Raw genomic sequence first — 21,689 nt, forward strand, 5'->3', positions numbered from 1 at the left:
GACGGGATCACTCTGTGGAGGTATTCCGTCGATCGGGCGGTGACGGCGCCCCGTATACTGGATGGCTGGCCATTCGGTCATCACCCCACTCCATCGACGGAACGGACATCCGCTGTGCTCGCCGTGCACGACCTCGAGATCCGCGTGGGCGCTCGCGTGCTCATGTCGGACGTCTCCTTCCGCGTGTCGGACGGCGACAAGATCGGACTGGTCGGCCGCAACGGCGCCGGCAAGACGACGCTGACCAAGGTGCTCGCAGGAGACCTGATCCCCGCCGACGGCAGGGTCGATCGCTCGGGCGAACTGGGCTACCTGCCGCAGGACCCGCGCTCGGGTGACCCCGAGATGCTGGCCCGCACACGGATCCTCGACGCGCGTGGGCTGGGCTCACTCGCGATCGGAATGCACGAGGCGTCCCTCGCGATGGCGAGCGAGGACGAGGCGGTCGCCGCGCGCGCCATGCGCAAGTACGCCAACCTGACCGAGCGGTTCGAAGCGCTCGGGGGCTACACGGCCGAGGCCGAGGCCGCCTCGATCGCCCACAACCTGTCGCTGCCCGACAGGATCCTCGACCAGCCGCTGAAGACGCTGTCAGGCGGTCAGCGCCGCCGCATCGAACTGGCGCGCATCCTGTTCTCGGACGCCCAGACGATGATCCTCGACGAGCCGACCAACCACCTCGACGCCGACAGCGTCGTGTGGCTGCGCGAGTTCCTCAAGGGGTACAAGGGCGGCCTCATCGTCATCAGCCACGATGTGGAGCTCGTCGGCGAGACGGTGAACCGCGTGTTCTACCTCGACGCGAACCGCCAGGTCATCGACGTCTACAACATGAACTGGAAGAACTACCTGCGCCAGCGGGTGGCCGACGAGGAGCGCCGCAAGAAGGAGCGCGCCAACGTCGAGAAGAAGGCGACGGTCCTCCAGCAGCAGGCGGCGCGCTTCGGTGCGAAGGCGTCCAAGGCCGCCGCGGCCCACCAGATGGTGGCACGCGCCGAGAAGATGCTCGCCGGGCTCGACGAGGTGCGCCAGGAGGAGCGTGTGGCCAAGCTGCGCTTCCCGAAGCCGGCGCCCTGCGGCAAGACGCCGCTCATGGCTTCCGGGCTGTCGAAGTCGTACGGCTCGCTCGAGATCTTCACCGACGTCGATCTCGCGATCGACCGCGGCTCGAAGGTCGTGATCCTCGGCCTCAACGGCGCCGGCAAGACGACCCTGCTGCGGATTCTCGCCGGTGTGGACCAGCCCGACACCGGTCAGCTCGAGCCGGGTCACGGACTCAAGATCGGCTACTACGCCCAGGAGCACGAGAACCTCGACGTCTCGCGCTCGGTGCTTGAGAACATGATGTCGGCGGCGCCCGACATCACCGCGACCGACGCGCGTAAGGTGCTCGGCTCGTTCCTGTTCACCGGCGACGACGTGCTGAAACCCGCCGGCGTGCTGTCGGGTGGGGAGAAGACGCGCCTGTCGCTCGCGACGCTGGTGGTCTCGTCGGCGAACATGCTTCTGCTCGACGAGCCCACCAACAACCTCGATCCCGCGTCGCGCGAAGAGATCCTCGGCGCCCTGGCCCACTACGAAGGCGCCGTCGTGCTGGTGTCGCACGATGAGGGTGCCGTCGAGGCACTCAATCCCGAGCGGGTGCTGATCCTGCCGGACGGTGTCGAAGATATCTGGGGCCGCGACTACGTCGACCTCGTCACCCTCGCGTAACCGTCCTCAGCGCCCGGCGGCATCCAGCAGCGCGTCCTCGTCCTCCGCGTCGCGGTCGCGACGCCTGCGGGGCGCCGGCGGCCCCGGGGGAGCGGCAGCGGCGGAGTCGTCCGCGGCGGTCTCGGCGTCCTCCGCGTCCTCGCGGCGGTGCCGGCGCTCGGTGCGGATGACGTAGCCGATGAAGACGAAGCCCATCACCGCGAACAGGATCCACTGGATCGCGTACGACAGGTGCGGCCCGGGGTCCTCGGACGGGGGCTCGAGGGCGCTGGGCGCCGTTGACGGCGCCGGGTCCTCCGTGACCATCACGCCGTAGGCGCTCTGCTCCAGGGCCTCGCCGGCGTCGGCGGGGATCGTGTCGGCGATCAGGCCGAGATTGATCGTCGGAACCTGCCCTTGGGGTGCCGAGCGGCCCGAGGACGGCAGCGCCTCGCCGGGCCGCAGTCGCACCACGACGGTGACCTCGCCGGACGGCGGAGCCGGGACGGCGTCGGGTGCCGGCTGATCCTTCCCAGGCGCCACCCAGCCCCGGTCGACGAGCAGCACGCGTCCGTCGTCCAGGCGGAACGGCACCAGCACCTCGAAGGCGGACGTGCCGCCGTGCGGTCGGTTGCGGGCGAGGAGCTCATCATCGGCGAGGTAGGTTCCGGTGAGTTCCACCGGACGCCACTCGTCCTGCGGGTCCAGCTCGCCGCCGGCCGGGATGAGCTCGCCGAGCGGCACCGCCGGTGCGTCGTAGTTCTCCGCGACGAGGGCGAGCTGTCCGGAGCGCTCCTGATTTCGCGTGAACTGCCAGTTCGACAGGAATGCGCAGGCGATGGCGAAGACCACGGCGAGCGCGATGTAGATCGCCCAGCGACCGGCGCGCGGCAGCTGCTGCATGCTGACGGATCGCCGGCTCATCGGGCGGTCTCCGTCGGAACGAGCGGCGCAACCCAGACCGGGAAGTCGCGGGCAGCGAGGAATTCGCGCAGGTAGCCGACGTGCTCGTCGCAGGCGACCCACGTCTTGCGTCGGTGCTCCGCGTGGATGCGCGGATTGCGCCAGTCGATGCGCCACCCGGCCGCAGCGCGGCATCCTGCCCGGGAGCAGGTCGCGTCGACAACCTGCCCGGGGTCGTCGTCGTTCATGCGGCCCCGTCCCCGGTGCCGTCGGTTCCCGGCCGGGTCTCCGGGCTGGGGGGCCGGGTCTCCTCGATGCGGATCACGCGGGGCTCGGGCGCGACGGGGGCGGCGGGCGTGGAGGGCGCGGCGGGGAGCGCCGCCTCCGGATCCTCGCGTCGATTGCGGCGCCCCTCCTCGCCGACGTTCGCGAAGACGACGGCGATGTACGGCAGGAAGATCGCGGCGGCGCCGAACACCCACGTGTACCAGCCGTAGGGGGTGATCACCACCATGAGCACGAAGCACGCGACGCGGATGCCCATCGTCACGAGATACCGGATCGAACGCGCGTCGACGTCGTCGCGCGGTGCGCGCGGCAGGGAGGTGGCCGACGGGGCGTGGCTCGAGCTCTTCACGGTACTTCCAGGGTACGCCGCTCAGGCGGCGCGGTGGCCCCGGGAACGGGTCCCGGGGCTCGGCGATTCAGTACGTTCCGCCGGTCTGCTGGTAGACGGAGACGAAGAACGCGAAGAACAGGATCGCGGCGATGATGCCGAGGATCGCGAGGCCGAGACCGACCCAGCCCACGATGGTGCCGGCGAGCGCCATGCCCCGGCCCTGCTCGCCGCTCGTCTTCAGCTGGTTGAGCGACATGTGCCCGGTGATGACGCCCACGACCGACCCGACGAAGGGGACGATGATGAAGCTCGCGATGGAGGCGATGAGCGAGACGATCGCGAGGGTGTTCGTCTTGGGCTGCGCGCCATATCCGTAGCCGGGTGCCGCGCCGTACGCGGGTGCCGTGCCGTACGACGGCGCGGCGGTCGGGGCGGCGGCCCCGTACGGCGGCGGGGGATAGGCGCCCTGCGCGGGCGGGTATGCGCCCGGCGCGGGCGCCGGAGCGGGCGGAACGGGCGGATAGGCGCCGCCCTGCTCCGGTGCGGGGTTCTGCGGGTTCTGGTCGCTCACGGCGGGCCTTTCGTCAGGGTCTGGACCCAGCGTCCCAGCGGTGCACCGGGGGTGTCAAACGAGCCGCGGCCGGCGCGCGGGCGCCGATAGGCTGGTGCGGATCCGCCACAACCCCGGGAGTGCACCATGTCCACCGATCGCGTCGTCCTCGTCACCGGCGGAAACCGCGGCATCGGCCGCGCCATCGCGGAGCGCTTCGTCGCCGAGGGGTACCGCGTCGCGGTGACCGCGCGTTCCGGTGAGGGCCCCGAGGGCACCCTCACGGTGCGGGCGGATGTGACGGATGCCGCTTCCGTCGATGCGGCGTTCACCGAGGTGGAGCAGGCGCTCGGTCCCGTCGAGATCGTGGTGGCGAATGCCGGCATCACGAAGGACACCCTGCTGCTGCGCATGACGGAGGACGACTTCGACAGTGTCGTGGCCACCAACCTCGGCGGCGCCTTCCGCGTCGTCAAGCGCGCGTCGAAGGGCATGCTCCGTGCGCGGTGGGGCCGCGTCGTGCTCATCTCCAGCGTCGTCGGACTCTACGGCTCGGCGGGCCAGATCAACTACGCCGCGTCCAAGAGCGCTCTCGTCGGCTTCGCCCGCTCGCTCACCCGTGAACTGGGCGCCCGCGGCATCACCGCGAACGTCGTCGCACCGGGTTTCATCGAGACCGACATGACGGCCGAGCTCTCGGACGACACGCAGTCCGAGTACAAGAAGAGCATCCCGGCCGGGCGTTTCGCGTCGGCCGATGAGGTGGCGGGCGTCGTCACGTGGATCTCCTCGGATGACGCGGCCTACATCTCGGGCGCCGTCATCCCCGTCGACGGCGGCCTCGGCATGGGGCACTGACCCCGGCGCCGCTCCGCGCTTCGGCAGGCTCAGCGACCCGGCCAGGCGCCTCCTGAGCCCATCGCGCGGTCACCCGATCGCGCGGAGGATCGCCTCGGCGACCGCGCCGGGACGGGAGAACTGCGGCCAGTGGCCCGTGGCGTCGCCCGGCGCCCCGAGCTCGATCACGTCCAGACGCTGCATCGCGGCGAGTTCGGCCGCCCACGACGGAGCCTTCTCGATGATCTCCCGGATCTGGGCCTCCGGCACCGTGCTCGTGATGATGGTGGCGGGCACGGCCCGGCGGCGTTCGTCGGTGAGCCGGATCGGATCGGTCGGCACCTGCTCGGGCACGGACTTCGCACGAGCCGCGACCTCCTCCCGGGTCTGCCCGTCGAGGTCGGCGACGTCGGAGTCGTCGAAGAAGTCCCAGCCGGGGAACGGGATCACGTCGTCCACGACGGGGAACTCGGAGATGGAGCCGCCCTCACCCGGCGGGAAGGTGTCGAGGAACACCACGTGCGCGACGCGATCGGGCCGGGCGTCCACCGCGCCGTACGCGACGTTGCCGCCGCCCGAGTGGCCGACGATCGCCACTGCACCGTCGAGGCGATCGAGTTCGTCGACGGTCGCGGCGATCCAGTCGGCGATGCCGATGCCGGCCGACTCGGCGCCGGACGCGCCGACACCCGGCATGGTCAACGCGTGCGTGCGGTGCCCGGCGGCCTCGAGAGCGGGGGAGACCTCACCCCACGAAGACGCGTCGAGCCAGAGTCCGGGAACGAGGATGATGTGCATGGCCCGACGCTACCGAGGGGAACCGACATCGGCATCCCCTCCCGGGGCCTAGGTCGCCTCCTAGGGCAGAAGGGCGATGACCTCGGCGAGGTCGACCGGGCCGACGACCACGTCGGCGCGCGCCCTGACGGCGGGCTTGGCATTGAAAGCTACGCCGAGTCCGGCGACCGCCATCATCTCGAGGTCGTTCGCGCCGTCGCCGATCGCGATTGTGCGGGTGAGCGGGACGCTGCGCTCGGCGGACCATTCGCGCAGCGCAGCCGCCTTGCCCGCGGCATCCACGATCCCGCCGTCCACGACGCCGCTCAGCGCGCCATCGCGCGTGGCGAGCCGATTCGCGCGCCAGACGTCCACCCCGAGGTCGGGGGCGACGGTGTCGAGGATCTCGTGGAAGCCGCCCGACACCACGCCCACGGCGCCGCCGCGGTCGTGCACGGCCCCGATGAGCTCGCGCACCCCCGGGGTCGGCTCGATACGCGCCAGCACGCGTGCGAACGCGGTGACCGGCACCCCCTCGAGCGCTTCGACGCGCGAGCGCAGGCTGGTCGCGAAGTCGACCTCGCCGCGCATGGCGGCCTCGGTCGCCGCCGCCACTTCGGCGCCGCGCCCGGCCTCGTCGGCGATCAGCTCGATGACCTCGTTGCGGATGAGGGTCGAGTCGGCGTCGAGCACCACGAGGAAGCGTGCGGGAGCGGCGGGCATCCCTCCACGCTAGCGGGACGCGGTCCCCGCTCCCGACCGTGCGTCACCGCTCGACGCGGAATCCCTTCCCGACCACGGTGATGCCGCTGTCGGTGATCGTGAAGCCGCGGGCGAGATCCTTCTCACGGTCGACGCCCACGGTGGCGCCCTCGTCGAGGACCACGTTCTTGTCGAGGATCGCGCGATGGACGCGGGCGCCTGCGCCGACGTGGACATGATCGAAGAGCACCGAGTCGGTGATCGTCGAGCCGCCGCCCGCGAGCGTCCAGGGACCCACCACGCTGCGTTCGAGGTGCGTGCCCGACAGCACGGAGCCCAGCGACACGATCGAGTCGATCGCGTTGCCGATGCGCCCCACCGAGTCGCGCACGAACTTCGCCGGCGGCGAGTTGACCGCCTGCGAATGGATGGGCCAGTCCGTGTTGTACAGGTTGAAGATGGGCAGCGTCGAGATCAGGTCGCGGTGGGCGTCGAAGAACGAGTCGATCGTGCCGACGTCGCGCCAGTAGTAGCGGTCGCGGGGTGTGGAGCCCGGCACGTCGTTTCGGTTCATGTCGTAGACGCCGGCCTCGCCTCTGCCGACGAAGTAGGGGATGATGTCGCCGCCCATGTCGTGGTTCGAGGTCGGCAGCTCGCCGTCGGACTCGACGGCCTCGATCAGCGCGTCGGTGTCGAAGATGTAGTTGCCCATCGAGGCGAGCACCTGGTCGGGGGCGTCGCCCAGCCCCACGGGGTTCTGCGGCTTCTCCAGGAAGTCGCGGATGCGCATCGGGTCGTCGGGGTCCGAGTCGATGACGCCGAACTGGTTCGCGAGCGAGATCGGCTGACGGATGCCGGCGACCGTGGCCCGCGCGCCGGAATCGATGTGCGCGGCGAGCATCTGCCGGAAGTCCATGCGGTAGACGTGGTCGGCGCCGATCACGATGACGATGTCGGGCTGCTCGTCGTTGATGAGGTTGAGGCTCTGCAGGATCGCGTCAGCCGAGCCCGAGAACCAGCGCTTGCCGAGACGCTGCTGCGCGGGCACCGAGGTGACGTAGGAGTCCAGGAGCGCCGACATCCGCCAGGTCTGCGAGATGTGACGGTCGAGGCTGTGGGATTTGTACTGCGTGAGCACGACGATCTGCCGCAGGCCCGAATTGATCAGGTTCGATATCGCGAAATCGATGAGCCGGTATTGGCCCCCGAACGGGACGGCGGGCTTGGCGCGATCCGCGGTCAACGGCATCAGCCGCTTCCCTTCGCCGCCGGCGAGGATGATTCCGAAGACCTTGGGTGCAGCTGGCATGGCCCCCACACTATGACGCGTTCCGGGCGGTGTACTAGCGTTCGAGGCATGCGAGTCGACATCGTCACCAAGGAGTACCCTCCGGAGATCTACGGCGGAGCCGGTGTGCACGTGACGGAACTCGTCAAGGCGCTGCGGTCGAGCATCGACGTGCGCGTGCGGGCCTTCGGCGGTGAGCGCGACGAGGAGGGCACGACGTCGTACGGCGTCCCGGCCGAGTTGTCCGGCGCGAACGCCGCGGTGCAGACGCTCGGCACCGATCTCGAGATCGTGACGGATGTCGCGGGCGCCGACGTCGTGCACAGTCACACCTGGTACGCGAACCTCGCGGGGCACCTCGCGTCCCTGCTGCACGGCATCCCTCACATCGTGACGGCCCACAGTCTCGAGCCGCTGCGGCCGTGGAAGGCGGAGCAGCTCGGCGGGGGATACGCCGTCTCGAGCTGGATCGAGAAGTCGGCCTATGAGGGTGCCGCGGCGATCGTCGCGGTGAGCAACGGCATGCGCGAGGACATCCTGCGCAGCTACCCGGCGCTGGACCCCGACCGGGTCCGCGTCATCTACAACGGCATCGACGTCGACGCGTGGCATCCGGTGGAGGATCCGGCGCTGCTCAGCGAGCTCGGCATCGATCCCGCGAGGCCCTCCGTGGTCTTCGTCGGGCGCATCACGCGGCAGAAGGGCCTGCCGTACTTCCTGCGCGCCGCCGAGCGCCTGCCCGCCGACGTCCAGGTGATCCTCGCCGCCGGAGCCCCCGACACGCCGCAGATCATGGCCGAGGTCGAGGAGCTCGTACGTCGCCTCCAGGACACGCGGGACGGCGTCGTCTGGCTCGACAGGATGCTGTCACGCCACGAGCTGTGCACGATCCTCAGCGCGGCGACGACCTTCGTCTGCCCGTCGGTGTACGAGCCGCTCGGCATCGTGAACCTCGAGGCGATGGCGTGTGGCGCGGCGGTCGTCGGAACGGCGACCGGCGGCATCCCCGAGGTCGTGGTCGACGGCGTCACCGGACGGCTGGTGCCCATCGAGCAGGTGCAGGACGGCACGGGGACGCCGATCGACCCCGAGCGCTACGTGGCCGACCTCGCCCGGGTGCTGACCGAGGTGGTCGGCGATCCGGAGCTGGCGCGGCAGTACGGCGCCGCCGGGCGGCGCCGCGCGACCGAGGACTTCAGCTGGCAGCGCATCGCCGATCAGACGGCCGAGCTGTACGCGGAGGTGGCTGCCGGCGGCCGTTAGGCTGGTCGCATGCCACAGGTGCTCGAGTTCTCCGACGTCGTCGTCCGCCGAAACGCCCGGAACATCGTCGACCACCTGACCTGGATCATCAACGACGACGAGCGCTGGGTCGTGCTCGGGCCCAACGGCGCCGGCAAGACCACGGTGCTCCAGATGGCCGATACGCTGCTGCACCCCACGGCGGGCACCGTGACGATCCTCGGCGAACGACTGGGTCGCACCGATGTCTTCGAGCTGCGGCCGCGGATCGGATTCGCGTCCTCGGCGATGGCACGTCGTGTGCCGCCCGAGGAGACGGTCCTCAACGTCGTGCTGACCGCCGCGTACTCGGTGCTGGGTCGCTGGCGCGAGGACTACGAAGACATCGACGAGCGCCGGGCCCTGCGAGTGCTCGCCGAGTGGAAGCTCGACCACCTGGCAGACCGCACCTTCGGCACGCTCAGCGACGGCGAGCAGAAGCGGGTGCAGATCGCGCGCGCCGTCATGACCGATCCCGAGCTGCTGCTCCTCGATGAGCCGACGGCGAGCCTCGACCTGGGCGCCCGCGAAGAACTGCTGATGCTGCTGAGCGGCTACGCCCAGGCGCCCACGACGCCGGCGATGATCATGGTCACGCATCACGTGGAGGAGATCCCGGTCGGCTTCACGCACGTGCTGCTGCTGCGCGACGGCCAGGCGGTGGCGGCCGGCCCGATCCGCGAGACGCTCACGGCGGACGCCCTCACCGACACGTTCGGCGTCCCCATCCGCCTCACCGAGGACGACGGCCGCTTCGCAGCGCGCGCCGCGCAGCCGGTCGCCGTCTCCTGAGCCCGTCGAGGGACGGTTCGGCAAGCGCTCGCGAGCCTGATAGAATCTTTCTTTGGTGCGCTCGCACCCCAGACTTTGACCGCCCTGGCAAAATCCAGGGCACCACCCTCAAAGGACCATCATGAAGACTGACCTCCACCCGGACTACCAGGCCGTCGTGTTCCGTGACCTCGGCTCGGGCGAGACCTTCCTCACCCGCTCCACGGTCACCAGCGACAAGACGATCGAGCTCGACGGCGTCGAGTACCCCGTCATCGACGTGGAGATCTCGTCCGCCTCGCACCCGTTCTACACGGGCAAGCAGCGCATCATGGACTCGGCCGGTCGTGTCGAGAAGTTCAACCAGCGCTTCAAGAACTTCGGCGGCGCTTCCAAGTAAGCCCGCCCGCACGTTTCGACGGCGCTCAACGACCGGTCACCGGTCCGCCTCGGATCGAAGACCCCGCCTCGGCGGGGTCTTCTGCGTTTCCGCGCCATATGCCCGGTCGTGCGACGAGCGGTGGCGGCTCAGCGAATCGGCCAGCGGCCGTCGAGCCGCTCCTCGGGGTCGAGCCGGCCGATGCGCACGAAGTACTCGGTGAGGCTTTCGGCCTGCGCCCGCGCCCAGCCGATCTGACGGGTGTGAAGCTCGTGCACGGTGTCGGGGAGCCAGGGAGCGAAGCGTTCGGCGAGCGCCTGCGCCACGCGTCCGGCAGCGACGGCGTCCGCCGACGCCTCGTGCGCCGCGTCCAGTCGCACCGCGTAGTGCGCCGCGACGATCTCGAGCGTGCGCTTGCCCTTGCGCCAGCGGTCGTACGCCTTGTCGACGACCAGCGGATCGATCACGGGCGACGGGTTCTCGATCGGCACGACACCGTGCCGGAGCGACTCGTACTTCAGCAATGAGAAGTCGAACGGCGCGTTATAGGCGACGACAGGGATGCCGGCGTCCAGCAGCGCTCGTACCGCCTCGACGACCTCGGCGACGACGTGGGCGGCCGGCCGGCCCTGAGCGCGGGCCTGCGCCGTCGAGATGCCGTGGATGGCGCTGGCGCCCTCGGGGATGTCGACGCCGGGATCGGCGAGCCAGTCACGTGCGCGGACGACGCGGCCCGCGGCATCCAGCAGTCCGACGTGGGCCGTCACGATGCGGTCGGCGGTGACGTCGACGCCCGTCGTCTCGAGGTCGAACACCCCGATCATGCGCACCCAGTCCGGCACGTCCCAGAGCGACAGCTGTTCGGGACGCGCGCGGCTCATGCCGATCACGGTATGCGTCGCCTCCGACATCGGAGCACAGGCGCTCCGCGCACAGGCGAGGCCCGGGTGTGCCTCGTAGACTCGACGCGTGACCGCGCCGAACCCCTACGCACCCCTCCTCGACGAGATCCCCGTCGAGCGCCGCGAGGTCGGTGTGATGGGCGGGTCCACGGCGTACTGGGTCTATGGTCCCGCCGATGCGGCAGTCACGATCGTCGCGGTCCACGGCTTCCGCGGCGAGCATCATGGCCTCGAGCCCGTGGTGGCGCACCTTCCGTCGCTCCGGGTGATCTCACCCGACCTGCCGGGTTTCGGCGAGACCGCACCGGTGCCCGGCCGACGACACGATCTCGCTCTGTATGCGGAGTGGCTCCGCGAGTTCTCGGCCGCCGTGGCGCCGGGTGCGGTGATCCTCGGCCACTCGTTCGGCTCGATCGTGGTGGCGGCCGCGGTCGCCGGCGGCCTCGCAACGCCGCGCATGATCCTCGTCAACCCGATCGGCGCTCCGGCGCTCGAGGGGCCGCGCGGCGTGCTCACGCGGCTCGCGGTCTTCTACTACTGGGCGGGCGCGAAGCTCCCGAAGCGGCTCGGTGACGCACTGCTGCGCAACGGCCTCATCGTGCGGGTCATGAGCGTGTCCATGGCGAAGACCAAGGACCCCGGCATCCGTCGATTCGTGCACGATCAGCACGACACCTACTTCTCGCGCTTCGCGGACCGGGACGTGCTGCACGACGCATTCGTGGCATCGGTGTCGAACGACGTGCGGGCGTTCGCGCCGCGCATCCTGCAGCCGACGCTGCTCGTGGCGGCGCAGCGCGACGACATCACGCCGATCGAGGCGGAGCGGCGCCTCGCCACGATGTTCCCGGACGCGGAGCTGGTCGAGATCCCGGACGTCGGGCACCTCATCCACTACGAGACGCCGGCGGAGGCGGCCGACGCCATCACGCGGTTCGTCGCGCCTTCCGCTGCCGATACGCGTTGACGTTCATGCGGTTCCCGCAGTTGCCGATGTCGCAGTAGCGCTTCGACCCGTTCTTCGAGTAGTCGACGTAGACGCCGTCGCAGTCGTCGGCGGCGCAGATCCGCACGCGGTCGTACTCGTCGGCACGGATGACGTCGACGAACGCAAGCGCCGCTTCGACGAGCACGCGGGTGGCGAGGGGCGCATCGTCGCTGGTCGCATGGATGTGCCAGTCGAAGCCGTCGTGGATGACCAGCCGGGGGAGAGCCTTGCCGTCGCGCAGCATCTCGTTGACGATCGGCACGGCGCCGTCGCGGTCGACTTCCCACAGCTGCCGCAGGCGCGGCCGGACGTCGCGCAGGGCGGCGAGCTCTGCGGCGTCGCGCCGGATCAGGCCGGTGTACGGGTTGACCCGGAGGTAGTCGTCGAAGTCGTCCAGGGTCGTGAGGGCGTCTTCGTCGTCGTAGCCGGGCAGCGTGTTCACCAGGTACGACGCCGCGCGCAGGTTCTGCTCGGTGTCATGAATGAAAACCACGTTGACTCCTGACAAGTCGGTCCGGTACTGTCACCAGTGTAAGCACGTTTCACTCCTGACAGTCGGATGCCGCCCCATGACCTCGACCGCGTCCCGCACCGTCGCCCTCCCGAGCGCCGCGCCCGGCTCGAGCGCCCGGATGCGCACCACCGGCTTGATCATGGGGGTCGCGTCGGCGCTGGCGTTCTCGTCGAGCGGACCGTTCATCAAGCCGCTCCTCGAGGCCGGATGGTCGCTCGGTGCGGCGCTGCTGGTGCGCATGGGCGTCGCGGGTCTCGTGCTGTCGCCCGCGCTGTTCCTGGCCATGAGGCGACAGCGCGGCTTCCTCCGCCGGCACTGGCGGCTCATCGTCGGCTTCGGCTTGATGCCCGTGCTCGGCTGCCAGCTCTTCTTCTTCTCCGCGATGCAGCGGATGCCGGTGGCCGTCGCCCTGTTGATCCAATACCTCGCGCCGGTCATGCTCGTGGTCGCCGTGTGGGTGCGCACGCGGAAGGCGCCGTCGGCGCTCGTGCTGTGGGGCTCCCTCGTCGCCATCGTGGGGCTCGTGCTGGTCGTCGACATCTCGGGCGCGTCGTTCGATCTGATCGGGACCCTGCTCGCCCTCGCGGCGGCCGTGTGCGTGTGCGCCTATTTCGTGATCTCGGAGCGCGCCGGGGATGATCTGCCGCCGCTGGCGCTGGCGGCGAGCGGTCTGCTGACGGGCGCCGTCGTCATCGGCATTCTCTGCGCCACCGGCATCATGCCGTTCCAGGCTCCCGCCGTCTCGGTGGTGCTGGCCGGCACCCCCGTGCCGTGGTGGATGCCGCTGCTCTGGGTGGCGGGCGTCGCGACGACGCTCGGCTACGCGCTCGGCGTGATGGCGGTTCCCCGTATCGGCTCGCGCGTGGCGTCGTTCGTCGGGCTGTCGGAGGTGCTGTTCGCCCTCATGTTCGCGTGGATCTTCCTCGCCGAGGTGCCCGCACCGATCCAGTTCGCCGGCGGGGCGCTGATCCTGGGAGGCGTCGTGCTGGTGCGTGCCGACGCCACGGGCAGTGCGCGGACCGCTCCTGCCGTGCCTATTCCTCCCGCGCCAGCTCCATGAGCGGGGTGACGCGATGGGCGATGACCTCGCCCATCACCAGGGACGTCTCCGTGCGCTCGACGCCTTCGATCGCGAGGATGCGGGCGTCGGTGTCGAACAGGTGCTGCGTGTCGCGGCAGGCGACGCGCACCAGCAGATCGACCTGACCCGACAGCCCGTGCGCCTGCACGACCTCGGGAACGCGGGCGAGTTCGACGGCGATGCGGGGGAGATCCGCCTGACGCACGATGACGCTGATGAACGCCTCGATCGGAAAGCCCAGCGACGCCGACGAGATGGCGCGCTCGTACGACAGGAACACCCCCGCCTTCTCCAGGCGGGACATGCGGGCCTGCACCGTGTTGCGCGAGAGGCCGAGCCGTTCGGCGAGCGCGACCACGGTCGCTCGCGGATCGGCGGAGAGCGCTGCCAGCAGCTCCAGGTCGACGTGATCGAGGGCACTCATAGTGCGAAACGTTAGCACGCTCTGAGCGGTCATGACTTATCAACATGCTCAGGCAGATCATGAATGCTTGAGCGAGGTGCGAGACCGACGTAGCCTCGAGGTAGTCGGCGACGAAGCCGGCGGACGCGAAGCGGCTCCTCACGAGGGAGCCCGCAACGAGGAGTGATGACGATGACGCACACCCTGACACCGACAGCCGACCTCGCCACCGACATCGACGATGTCGCGCGACTGCTGACTCCCGACGGCGAGCGCATCGCCGACCCCGAACTGGACCGCTGGGTCGCCGACGTCGACGCCACCACGCTGCGGGGCCTCTACCGCGACATGGTGCTGCTGCGACGGATCGACACGGAGGGCGTCGCGCTGCAGCGGCAGGGCCAGCTCGGCCTGTGGCCGCCCTGCCAGGGGCAGGAGGCGACCCAGATCGGCACGGCGCGCGCGCTGCGCGCCGACGACTTCGCCTTCCCGAGCTATCGCGAGACCGGCGTGGTCTACGCGCGCGGCGGCAAGCCATCGGACTTCGTGCTCGCGTGGCGCGGCGAGGAGCACTCGACGTACAACCCGTACGACATCAACACCGCCACGCAGCAGATCATCATCGGCGCCCAGGCGCTGCACGCCGTCGGCTATGCGATGGGCGTCCAGCGCGACGGCACCGACCAGGTCTCGGTCGCCTATTTCGGCGACGGCGCGTCCAGTCAGGGCGACGTCAATGAGGCGATGGTCTTCGCCGCTTCTTTCCAGGCGCCGGTGGTCTTCGTGTGCACGAACAACCAGTGGGCGATCTCCGAGCCCGTCACCGTGCAGGCGAAGTTCCCGATCGCCGGGCGGGCGCCGGGCTTCGGCATCCCGAGCATGCGCGTGGACGGCAACGACGTGCTCGCCTGCTTCGCGGCGATGCGCTGGGCGCTCGACATCGCGCGCCGCGGCGACGGTCCGGCGTTCATCGAGGCCGTGACGTACCGCATGGGCCCGCACACCACCTCCGACGACCCCACGCGCTATCGCGATAAGGACGAGGTGGAGAAGTGGCGTCGCCGCGACCCGATCACCCGCCTGGAAGCACTGCTCCGCGCACGGGGCGCGTTCGACGAGGAGTTCGTCTCCCGCGTCGAGGCCGACGCCGACGCGCTGGCCGCCGGCGTCCGCGAGGCCGCGATGACCGCCACGACGCGCGCGCCGCTCACCGTGCTCGACAACGTCTACGCCGAGCCCCACTCGGGGATCGACGAGCAGCGCGAGTGGTTCGGCGCCTACCTAGACGGTTTCGCTCCCGTAACCGAGGTGGTGTGACGATGGCGCAGCTCACGATGGCGAAGGCCATCAACGAGGGACTCCGCCGCGCCATGGCCGACGACCCGAAGGTGCTCGTCATGGGCGAGGACATCGGCAAGCTCGGCGGCGTCTTCCGCATCACGGACGGACTGCTCGACGAGTTCGGTGCGCAGCGGGTGGTCGACACGCCCCTGGCCGAGGCGGGCATCATGGGGACCGCCGTGGGCCTCGCGTTCCGCGGCTATCGGCCCGTCGTCGAGATCCAGTTCGACGGCTTCGTGTACCCCGCGTTCGACCAGATCGTGTGCCAGGTCGCCAAGCTCCACTACCGCACGCGCGGCAACGTCACGATGCCGATCACGATCCGCATCCCGTGGGCGGGCGGCGTCGGCGCGGCCGAGCATCACTCGGAGTCGCCGGAGGCCTACTTCGTCCACACGTCGGGACTCCGAGTGGTCGCGGTGTCGAACCCGCAGGACGCGTACGTCATGCTGCGCCAGGCGATCGCGTCGAACGACCCGGTGGTCTACTTCGAACCGAAGCGCCTCTACCACTCCAAGGGCGAGGTCGACCTCGACGTCCAGTTGGCGGATGCCCCGCCCATGGGTCTCGCGCGCATCGCCCGGGAGGGAAGCGACGTGACGCTCCTGACCTACGGCTCGCAGGTCGCGACCGCGATGGATGCCGCCACTGCCGCCGAGGACGACGGCGTGTCGATCGAGGTCATCGACCTGCGCTCCATCTCGCCCGTCGACTACCGCACCGTGACGGCATCCGTCCGCAAGACCGGCAGGGTCGTCGTCACGCACGAGGCGGCCCGCGAGGCGGGCGTCGGGGCCGAGCTCATCGCGAGTGTGACCGAACGGTGCTTCAACTACCTCGAGGCCGCACCCCAGCGGGTCACCGGCCACGACATCCCGTACCCGCCGGCGAAGCTCGAGAAGCACCATCTGCCCGACCTCGACCGCATCCTCGACGCCGTCGATCGCGTCATGGACCGGCCGAACAGCCTGAGCGGGGTGCGCGACTGATGGCGCAGGACTTCCGACTCCCCGACCTGGGCGAAGGCCTTCCCGAAGCCGAGCTCGTGCAGTGGCTGGTCGCCGTCGGCGACACGGTCACCCTCAACCAGACGATCGCCGAGGTCGAGACCGCCAAGGCCGTCGTCGAGCTGCCCTCCCCGTACGCGGGCACCGTGACGACGTTGCATGCCGAGACGGGCGACGTCATCGCGGTCGGCTCGGTGCTGATCTCCTTCGACACCGGCGCGGCCGACGCTGCGCCGTCGGTGCCGGCGACGGCCGTCGAGGAGAAGGCGGCCGAACCGTCCGCCGAGCCGAACCTCGTCGGCTACGGCGCGGCGCCCCGGAGCGCGGCCCGGCCCCAGCGACGTGCACGCGTGGCGGGGACCGTGGCGGCGGCATCCGATACCGCGGTGCTCGAAGCGGCACCGCACGACGCGATCCCGTTCGCCGAGGTCGGTGAGCGGACGATCGAGCGCCCCCGTTCCACGCCGCCGGTGCGCAAGCTCGCCAAGCAGCTCGGTGTGGATCTCGCGCTGGTCGAGGCGACGGGCGCGTCCGGCGTGATCACACGCGCCGACGTGGAGAGCTACGCCGAGCGCGTCGGCGCGGTCCCGACCACCTCCAGCGCTGCGGACACCGCCGAACCGGTGGAGCAGTTCGAGCTGCCACGCTCGGACGACCGACGGGAGCGGACGACGCGCACGCCCATCAGGGGTGTCCGGCGCATGACCGCCGAGGCGATGGTGCGCAGCGCCTTCACGGCGCCGCACGTGACCACCTTCCTGACCGTCGACGTCACCGCCACGAGCGAGCTGATCGCGTCGCTCCGAGCGGATCGCGCGCTTCAGGAGCACCGGATCGGCATCATGGCCGTGGCGGCGAAGGCCGTGTGCCTGGCGCTCGCGCGTCACCCGGGGCTGAACTCTAAATGGGATGACGCGGCGGGCGAGATCGTCGAGCACCACTACGTCAATCTCGGCATCGCAGCGGCGACCGGCCGCGGCCTGGTCGTGCCCAACATCCGCGACGCCCAGGAGCTCACGCTGGTCGAGCTGTCTGACGCCATCCGCGGGCTGGCCGAGACCGCGCGCTCCGGCCGGACCGCGCCGGCCGACATGATGGGCGGCACGTTCTCGATCACGAACGTCGGCGTGTTCGGCGTGGATGCCGGCACGCCGATCATCAACCCCGGCGAAGCCGGCATCCTCGCCCTGGGCGCGGTGCGTCGCCAGCCGTGGGAGCACCGCGGCGAGATCGCCCTGCGCGACGTGATGACGCTCGCCCTGTCGTTCGACCATCGCCTCGTGGATGGTGAGCAGGGCTCTCGCTTCCTCGTCGACGTCGCCGACATCCTGCGCGAGCCCGGGCGGGCGATGCTGCTGCGCTAGAAGGCCGCTGGCCGGCCGGCACCTTGGGGGCCGGCCGGTCAGTTCTTCTTCGGATAGAAGAGGCCGAGGCCGTGCTTCTGGAGCACCTCGTACGCCTCGGCGTACGTCTCGGGCTCCGGCGCGCCGGGCGGCGCGTAGCGCGCGAGCAGCAGGCCCAGCAGTCCACGGCCGGGCGGGCTCAGCGGCTTGTCCCTGTGTGCGCCGTCGCGGAGGTCGATCTGCTCGTCCTCGTGCGGATTCGGCGGCACGTACATCGGGTGCACGACGGGCCACGTCGAGGGGTCCCGGGGAGCGTCGAGATTGACCACCGAGAACAGGTCGCGCGCCGTCGCGTCGCGCCGGGTGAGCGGGCGCAGACCGTGCAGGCGCGCGAGGGTCGCCATCACCGCGCCGTGGTGCATCTCGTCGTTCACGATCGTTCCGCTCCGCGTGTACGCCGACACGGCGATCGCGGGCACCCGCACGCCGAGGCGGTCGAACGTGAAGCCCATCTCGCCGGGCACGTCGTCGGCGACCGGCGGGACCGCGGCGGGAGGCGGGACGTGGTCGTAGGTGCCGCCGTGCTCGTCGAAGGTGATCAGGAGCAGGGTGTTCATCGCGTTCGAGCCGCCCGGGGTGGCGCTCGACTTGATGGCGTTGTAGACGTCGGCGATGAGCTTCTCGCCGGCACGCACATCCGAGACTGCGGAATCGAGCACGAGGGTGCCGTCGACGTCGCTCTCGCGGTACACGCCGACGGGAGGATGGAAGTCGTTGTGGTTGTAGACCAGCCGCGGCTCGATGAACGCGTAGACAGGCAGGCGGCCGGCTGCGGCATCCTCGGCGAACTCCGACATGTGGCCGAACCGGCCGGTGCGCCAGTACTGCTCGAGCACCGGGGCGTGCATGATGCCGGTCAGTGACACGAGCTGCATCTCGTCGAAGTAGATCTTCCACGAGATGCCGGCCTCCTCGAGCCGGTTGAAGACGGTCGGTGCCGGTGGCGCGTCGAGCCATTTGTCGTAGCCGCCGTCGTGCTTGTTGGTGACGAAGCCGTGCGAGGTCGAGGCATGGAAGAACGACCTGTTGCAGTAGGTCTGCGACGGGACGGCCGCGAACCAGGCGTCGAAGACCGCGAAGCCCTTGGCCAGCGTCGAGAGTACGGGCAGCTGCTCGGGGGAGAAGCTCCCCATGATGTGGGTCGCCTCCTCCAGAGTGGGCGCCTGCCCGCGACGCAGCCGCTCGACGTTGTTCCAGTAGTCGCGGACGAATCCCGCCATCGTCGGCGCGGAGCGGGAGGAGGGGGCGTTGAAGGGCGCCGTCATGTCGCCGACCTGGCTGGTCGCATTCGACGCGGGATCCACCGTGCCGAACAGCTGTGTGTTGACGTGTGGGAACTCTTCACCGGGATCGGGGTTCGGGCGCCCCATCACCTCGTCGGTGGGGCCGCTGTAGGTGTGCGCCGCGATCCGCTCGCCGTTCGGGGCGGTGTTGGCGTAGTCGCCGAAGGCGAGCCCATCGAACGTCGCACCGTCGGGGAGCGTGTCGGGCGTGTACAGCCAGCCGAGGAGGTTGTCGAACGAGCGGTTCTCGCCCATGACGACGACGACATGATCGAAGCCGGGCTCGGAGCGCGCGGGCAGGGCGGCCAGGTCGAGCGATCCCTCGCGCACACCGAGCTCGTGGCCGATGGAGGCACCCGCCGCCGCGCCGACCGCGCCGCCGACCACGAGCCCCGCCGTGGCGATGCCACCGAGCTTCAGGAAGTCGCGCCGCGAGCTGTCGCTGCTCTCCGCGCCCCGGCGCACGACGCGTTCCGCGTCGCCGGACACCTCCGGCTGCGCGTCGTCCGTGTGGCCGTCCCCCGCCATGGTTCGTCCAGATTAGGCCAACCGGACGGGTCAGGCAGTGAGCGAAGCGCGGGCCATCGAGTGGAGGATGCCCCGCACGTCCCGCTCGCCGGAGCGCGACCTCGCCGCACGCACTGTGTGGGGCGTCGAGTTGATGAGACCGAAGCACGCGTGCGCACGCACGCGCAGGTCCTCCTCGCCGCGCTCGGGGTGGATGGTCGAGAGGATGCCGATCCAGACCTCGACATACTCGCGCTGAAGCCGGCGGACGGTGTGGCGGTCGGTGTCGCTGAGGCTGGCGAGGTCGCGATCCTGCACGCGGATGACGTCGGCGTCGCGGAGGGCGAACTCGACGTGGAACGCGATGATCGCGTCGAGCTGGTCGGCGGGGGCGTCGTGGGCCGACAGCACCGCTTGGCCGCCCGCCAGGAGCCGCTCGCTGACCTCGACGAGGATGGCCCCCAGCAGCGCCTGCTTGTTGGCGAAGTGCCGGTAGAGCGCCGGTCCGCTGACGCCCACCGCGCCGCCGATGTCTTCGAGGCTGACGCCGCTGAAGCCGCGTTCGGCGAACAGCGTCGCCGCCTCACGGAGGATGGCCGCGTGGCGGTCGGCTTTTGCGCGATGGCGGTCGGTGGCGGCGCTCGTCATGTCAGTTCTCCGCTTGTCATTTCAGTTAAGGATCGCTAACCTGAGGTTCAGTTAGTGAACACTAACCAATTCGATCGCGTCAGGACAACGGACGTGATCCGATCGTGACGTCGACGCAGATGACACGGGAGGCGCAGATGGGCGTGCTGAGCACCGCAGCGGTGCATGACGGGACCTTCACGCGAACCCATGACGCGCAGGAGGAGCTGGCCCGCGCGTTGCGAGAGCGGCTGGCCGCGGCATCCCTCGGCGGACCCGCCGCTTCCCGCGAGCGCCATCTCGCTCGGGGCAAGCTGCTGCCCCGCGACCGCGTCACGCGGCTGCTGGACGAGGGGAGCCCGTTCATCGAGATCGCGCCTCTCGCCGCAGAGGGGCTGTACGGCGGCGAGGCGCCGGCCGCCGGCGTCATCGCCGGCATCGGACTCGTCCACGGCCGCCAGGTGATGGTCGTCTGCAACGATGCCACCGTCAAGGGCGGCACGTACTACCCGCTGACGGTGAAGAAGCATCTCCGCGCCCAGGAGATCGCGTTCGAGAACCGCCTGCCATGCGTCTATCTCGTCGACTCGGGCGGCGCGTTCCTGCCCATGCAGGACGAGGTTTTCCCCGACCGCGACCACTTCGGGCGCATCTTCTTCCACCAGGCGCGACTCTCGGCCGCCGGCATCCCGCAGATCGCCGCGGTCCTGGGCTCGTGCACGGCCGGAGGCGCGTACGTGCCTGCCATGAGCGACGAGACGGTGATCGTCCGCGGCCAGGGCACGATCTTCCTCGGCGGCCCGCCTCTCGTGAAGGCCGCCATCGGCGAGGTCGTCACCGCGGAGGAGCTCGGCGGGGGAGAGCTGCACGCCCGCCGCTCGGGCGTCGTCGACCACCTCGCCGAGGACGACGAGCACGCCCTCGAGATCGTCCGCGACATCGTCGCCACCCTGCCGCCTCCGGCAGCGCCCGCGTGGGATGTCGTGCCGAGCGTCCCGCCCGCCGTCGACCCGTCCGATCTGTACGGGGTCGTCCCCGTCGACGTCAACCAGCCCTACGACGTCCGCGAGGTCATCGCCCGACTCGTCGATGGGAGCGAGTTCCACGAGTTCAAGCGCGAGTACGGCGACACGCTGGTCACCGGCTTCGCACGGATCCACGGCCACCCCGTCGGCATCCTCGCCAACAACGGTGTGCTGTTCAGCGAATCCGCGCAGAAGGGCGCCCACTTCATCGAGCTGTGCGACCAGCGCGGCACGCCCCTGTTCTTCCTGCAGAACATCTCCGGCTTCATGGTGGGACGGGATGCCGAGGCCGGCGGCATCGCGAAGGACGGCGCGAAGATGGTCACCGCCGTCGCCACCACTCGGGTGCCCAAGCTCACGGTCGTGATCGGCGGCTCATTCGGGGCCGGCAACTACTCGATGTGCGGCCGGGCCTATTCGCCGCGGTTCCTCTGGACCTGGCCGGCGAGCCGCATCTCGGTGATGGGCGGCAATCAGGCCGCATCGGTGCTCTCGACCGTGAAGCGCGATCAGCTCGAGGCCCGCGGCGACGAGTGGTCGCAGACGGACCAGGCCGCGTTCGAGGCGCCGATCCGTGCGCAGTACGAGGAGCAGGGCAGCCCCTACTACGCCACCGCCCGGCTCTGGGACGACGGCGTCGTCGACCCGCTCGACACCCGCGATCTGCTCGGACTCGCGCTGGACGTCGTCTCGCGCACCCCGCTGCCCGAACCGCGCTTCGGCGTCTTCCGGATGTGAGCCCTGTGACGTCACCACTTCTCCCGGTTCCCGAGCCCGGTGTCCCGGTCCCTGAGCCTGCTGCGCCGGTT

23 protein-coding genes are annotated in these 21,689 nt (G+C 70.2%); 11 read left to right on the forward strand and 12 right to left on the reverse strand.

Annotation, left to right across the window (positions count from 1 at the left end):
- Positions 1-114 precede the first annotated feature (114 nt).
- Positions 115-1,713: an ABC-F family ATP-binding cassette domain-containing protein gene (locus NCG93_RS02550; protein ID WP_194415618.1), complete on the forward strand. Its 1,599-nt coding sequence runs from the start codon at positions 115-117 to the stop codon at positions 1,711-1,713.
- 6 nt (positions 1,714-1,719) lie between these two features.
- On the opposite strand, the gene NCG93_RS02555 is transcribed toward NCG93_RS02550, so the two are convergent.
- The 4 genes from NCG93_RS02555 to NCG93_RS02570 form a co-directional block, all read right to left on the reverse strand.
- Positions 1,720-2,616 (reverse strand): SURF1 family cytochrome oxidase biogenesis protein, encoded by an 897-nt coding sequence (locus NCG93_RS02555; RefSeq protein ID WP_241742207.1) that lies wholly within the window; start codon positions 2,614-2,616, stop codon positions 1,720-1,722.
- A complete protein-coding gene (locus tag NCG93_RS02560; RefSeq protein WP_194415616.1) occupies positions 2,613-2,843 on the reverse strand; it encodes a hypothetical protein in 231 nt (76 codons plus the stop codon). Before NCG93_RS02560 ends, NCG93_RS02555 begins: the two co-directional genes overlap by 4 nt.
- Positions 2,840-3,232, reverse strand: coding sequence for a DUF3099 domain-containing protein (locus tag NCG93_RS02565; protein ID WP_194415613.1), 393 nt, complete (start codon positions 3,230-3,232; stop codon positions 2,840-2,842). The genes NCG93_RS02560 and NCG93_RS02565 overlap by 4 nt, the downstream gene beginning before the upstream one ends.
- Before the next feature lie 67 nt (positions 3,233-3,299).
- Positions 3,300-3,785: a DUF4190 domain-containing protein gene (locus tag NCG93_RS02570; protein WP_194415612.1), complete on the reverse strand. Its 486-nt coding sequence runs from the start codon at positions 3,783-3,785 to the stop codon at positions 3,300-3,302.
- 126 nt (positions 3,786-3,911) lie between these two features.
- On the opposite strand from NCG93_RS02570, the gene fabG reads away from it, so the two are divergent.
- Positions 3,912-4,622: a 3-oxoacyl-ACP reductase FabG gene (gene fabG, locus NCG93_RS02575; RefSeq protein WP_194415610.1), complete on the forward strand. Its 711-nt coding sequence runs from the start codon at positions 3,912-3,914 to the stop codon at positions 4,620-4,622.
- Between the two features lie 69 nt (positions 4,623-4,691).
- Here the strand turns inward: fabG and NCG93_RS02580 are convergent, their stop codons facing one another.
- The 3 genes from NCG93_RS02580 to NCG93_RS02590 are packed head-to-tail and all read right to left on the reverse strand — an operon-like array spanning position 4,692 to position 7,389.
- Positions 4,692-5,399, reverse strand: coding sequence for an alpha/beta fold hydrolase (locus NCG93_RS02580; protein WP_194415608.1), 708 nt, complete (start codon positions 5,397-5,399; stop codon positions 4,692-4,694).
- 60 nt (positions 5,400-5,459) lie between these two features.
- Positions 5,460-6,101, reverse strand: coding sequence for a phosphoserine phosphatase SerB (serB, locus tag NCG93_RS02585; protein WP_194415606.1), 642 nt, complete (start codon positions 6,099-6,101; stop codon positions 5,460-5,462).
- A gap of 43 nt (positions 6,102-6,144) precedes the next feature.
- Positions 6,145-7,389 (reverse strand): glucose-1-phosphate adenylyltransferase, encoded by a 1,245-nt coding sequence (locus tag NCG93_RS02590; protein ID WP_194415604.1) that lies wholly within the window; start codon positions 7,387-7,389, stop codon positions 6,145-6,147.
- A 48-nt stretch (positions 7,390-7,437) separates the two neighbouring features.
- On the opposite strand from NCG93_RS02590, the gene glgA reads away from it, so the two are divergent.
- The 3 genes from glgA (at position 7,438) to NCG93_RS02605 (ending at position 9,820) form a co-directional block, all read left to right on the forward strand.
- Entirely contained in the window at positions 7,438-8,631 is a 1,194-nt protein-coding gene (gene glgA / locus NCG93_RS02595) for a glycogen synthase (protein WP_194415602.1), read from the forward strand.
- A 9-nt stretch (positions 8,632-8,640) separates the two neighbouring features.
- A complete protein-coding gene (locus tag NCG93_RS02600; RefSeq protein WP_194415600.1) occupies positions 8,641-9,441 on the forward strand; it encodes an ABC transporter ATP-binding protein in 801 nt (266 codons plus the stop codon).
- 121 nt (positions 9,442-9,562) lie between these two features.
- The gene (locus NCG93_RS02605) at positions 9,563-9,820 is read left to right on the forward strand and encodes a type B 50S ribosomal protein L31 (RefSeq protein ID WP_194415598.1); all 258 of its coding nucleotides are present in this window, start codon (positions 9,563-9,565) and stop codon (positions 9,818-9,820) included.
- A gap of 128 nt (positions 9,821-9,948) precedes the next feature.
- Here NCG93_RS02605 and NCG93_RS02610 read toward each other — a convergent pair whose 3' ends face one another.
- Positions 9,949-10,680, reverse strand: coding sequence for an exonuclease domain-containing protein (locus tag NCG93_RS02610; RefSeq protein WP_241742205.1), 732 nt, complete (start codon positions 10,678-10,680; stop codon positions 9,949-9,951).
- An 88-nt stretch (positions 10,681-10,768) separates the two neighbouring features.
- Here NCG93_RS02610 and NCG93_RS02615 point away from each other — a divergent pair, with 88 nt between their 5' ends.
- Positions 10,769-11,668, forward strand: a complete 900-nt coding sequence (locus NCG93_RS02615) for an alpha/beta fold hydrolase (protein WP_194415595.1) — start codon at positions 10,769-10,771, stop codon at positions 11,666-11,668.
- Here NCG93_RS02615 and NCG93_RS02620 read toward each other — a convergent pair.
- Entirely contained in the window at positions 11,628-12,182 is a 555-nt protein-coding gene (locus NCG93_RS02620) for a CGNR zinc finger domain-containing protein (protein WP_194415593.1), read from the reverse strand. The genes NCG93_RS02615 and NCG93_RS02620 overlap by 41 nt on opposite strands.
- Positions 12,183-12,258: 76 nt before the next feature.
- Here NCG93_RS02620 and NCG93_RS02625 point away from each other — a divergent pair, with 76 nt between their 5' ends.
- Entirely contained in the window at positions 12,259-13,263 is a 1,005-nt protein-coding gene (locus NCG93_RS02625; RefSeq protein ID WP_194415591.1) for an EamA family transporter, read from the forward strand.
- Here the strand turns inward: NCG93_RS02625 and NCG93_RS02630 are convergent.
- Complete coding sequence (locus tag NCG93_RS02630; RefSeq protein ID WP_194415588.1) at positions 13,238-13,708, reverse strand: Lrp/AsnC family transcriptional regulator; 471 nt, start codon at positions 13,706-13,708, stop codon at positions 13,238-13,240. The two genes, NCG93_RS02625 and NCG93_RS02630, sit on opposite strands and share 26 nt — an antisense overlap.
- Positions 13,709-13,873: 165 nt before the next feature.
- Here NCG93_RS02630 and pdhA point away from each other — a divergent pair, with 165 nt between their 5' ends.
- The 3 genes from pdhA to NCG93_RS02645 are packed head-to-tail and all read left to right on the forward strand — an operon-like array spanning position 13,874 to position 17,399.
- Positions 13,874-15,004, forward strand: a complete 1,131-nt coding sequence (pdhA, locus tag NCG93_RS02635) for a pyruvate dehydrogenase (acetyl-transferring) E1 component subunit alpha (RefSeq protein ID WP_194415586.1) — start codon at positions 13,874-13,876, stop codon at positions 15,002-15,004.
- A 2-nt stretch (positions 15,005-15,006) separates the two neighbouring features.
- Positions 15,007-16,017 (forward strand): alpha-ketoacid dehydrogenase subunit beta, encoded by a 1,011-nt coding sequence (locus NCG93_RS02640; RefSeq protein ID WP_194415584.1) that lies wholly within the window; start codon positions 15,007-15,009, stop codon positions 16,015-16,017.
- Positions 16,017-17,399, forward strand: coding sequence for a dihydrolipoamide acetyltransferase family protein (locus NCG93_RS02645; RefSeq protein ID WP_194415583.1), 1,383 nt, complete (start codon positions 16,017-16,019; stop codon positions 17,397-17,399). Before NCG93_RS02640 ends, NCG93_RS02645 begins: the two co-directional genes overlap by 1 nt.
- 38 nt (positions 17,400-17,437) lie before the next feature.
- Here NCG93_RS02645 and NCG93_RS02650 read toward each other — a convergent pair whose 3' ends face one another.
- Both NCG93_RS02650 and NCG93_RS02655 read right to left on the reverse strand, forming a co-directional pair.
- A complete protein-coding gene (locus tag NCG93_RS02650; RefSeq protein ID WP_194415581.1) occupies positions 17,438-19,249 on the reverse strand; it encodes an alkaline phosphatase family protein in 1,812 nt (603 codons plus the stop codon).
- A 30-nt stretch (positions 19,250-19,279) separates the two neighbouring features.
- On the reverse strand, positions 19,280-19,876 hold the full coding sequence (locus NCG93_RS02655; RefSeq protein WP_194415579.1) for an SACE_7040 family transcriptional regulator: 597 nt from the start codon (positions 19,874-19,876) through the stop codon (positions 19,280-19,282).
- A gap of 137 nt (positions 19,877-20,013) precedes the next feature.
- On the opposite strand from NCG93_RS02655, the gene NCG93_RS02660 reads away from it, so the two are divergent.
- A complete protein-coding gene (locus NCG93_RS02660; RefSeq protein ID WP_194416080.1) occupies positions 20,014-21,618 on the forward strand; it encodes a carboxyl transferase domain-containing protein in 1,605 nt (534 codons plus the stop codon).
- Positions 21,619-21,689: the final 71 nt, after the last annotated feature.

The organism is Microbacterium yannicii, from assembly GCF_024055635.1.
In the GTDB taxonomy this organism is placed as follows: Bacteria; Actinomycetota; Actinomycetes; order Actinomycetales; family Microbacteriaceae; genus Microbacterium; species Microbacterium yannicii.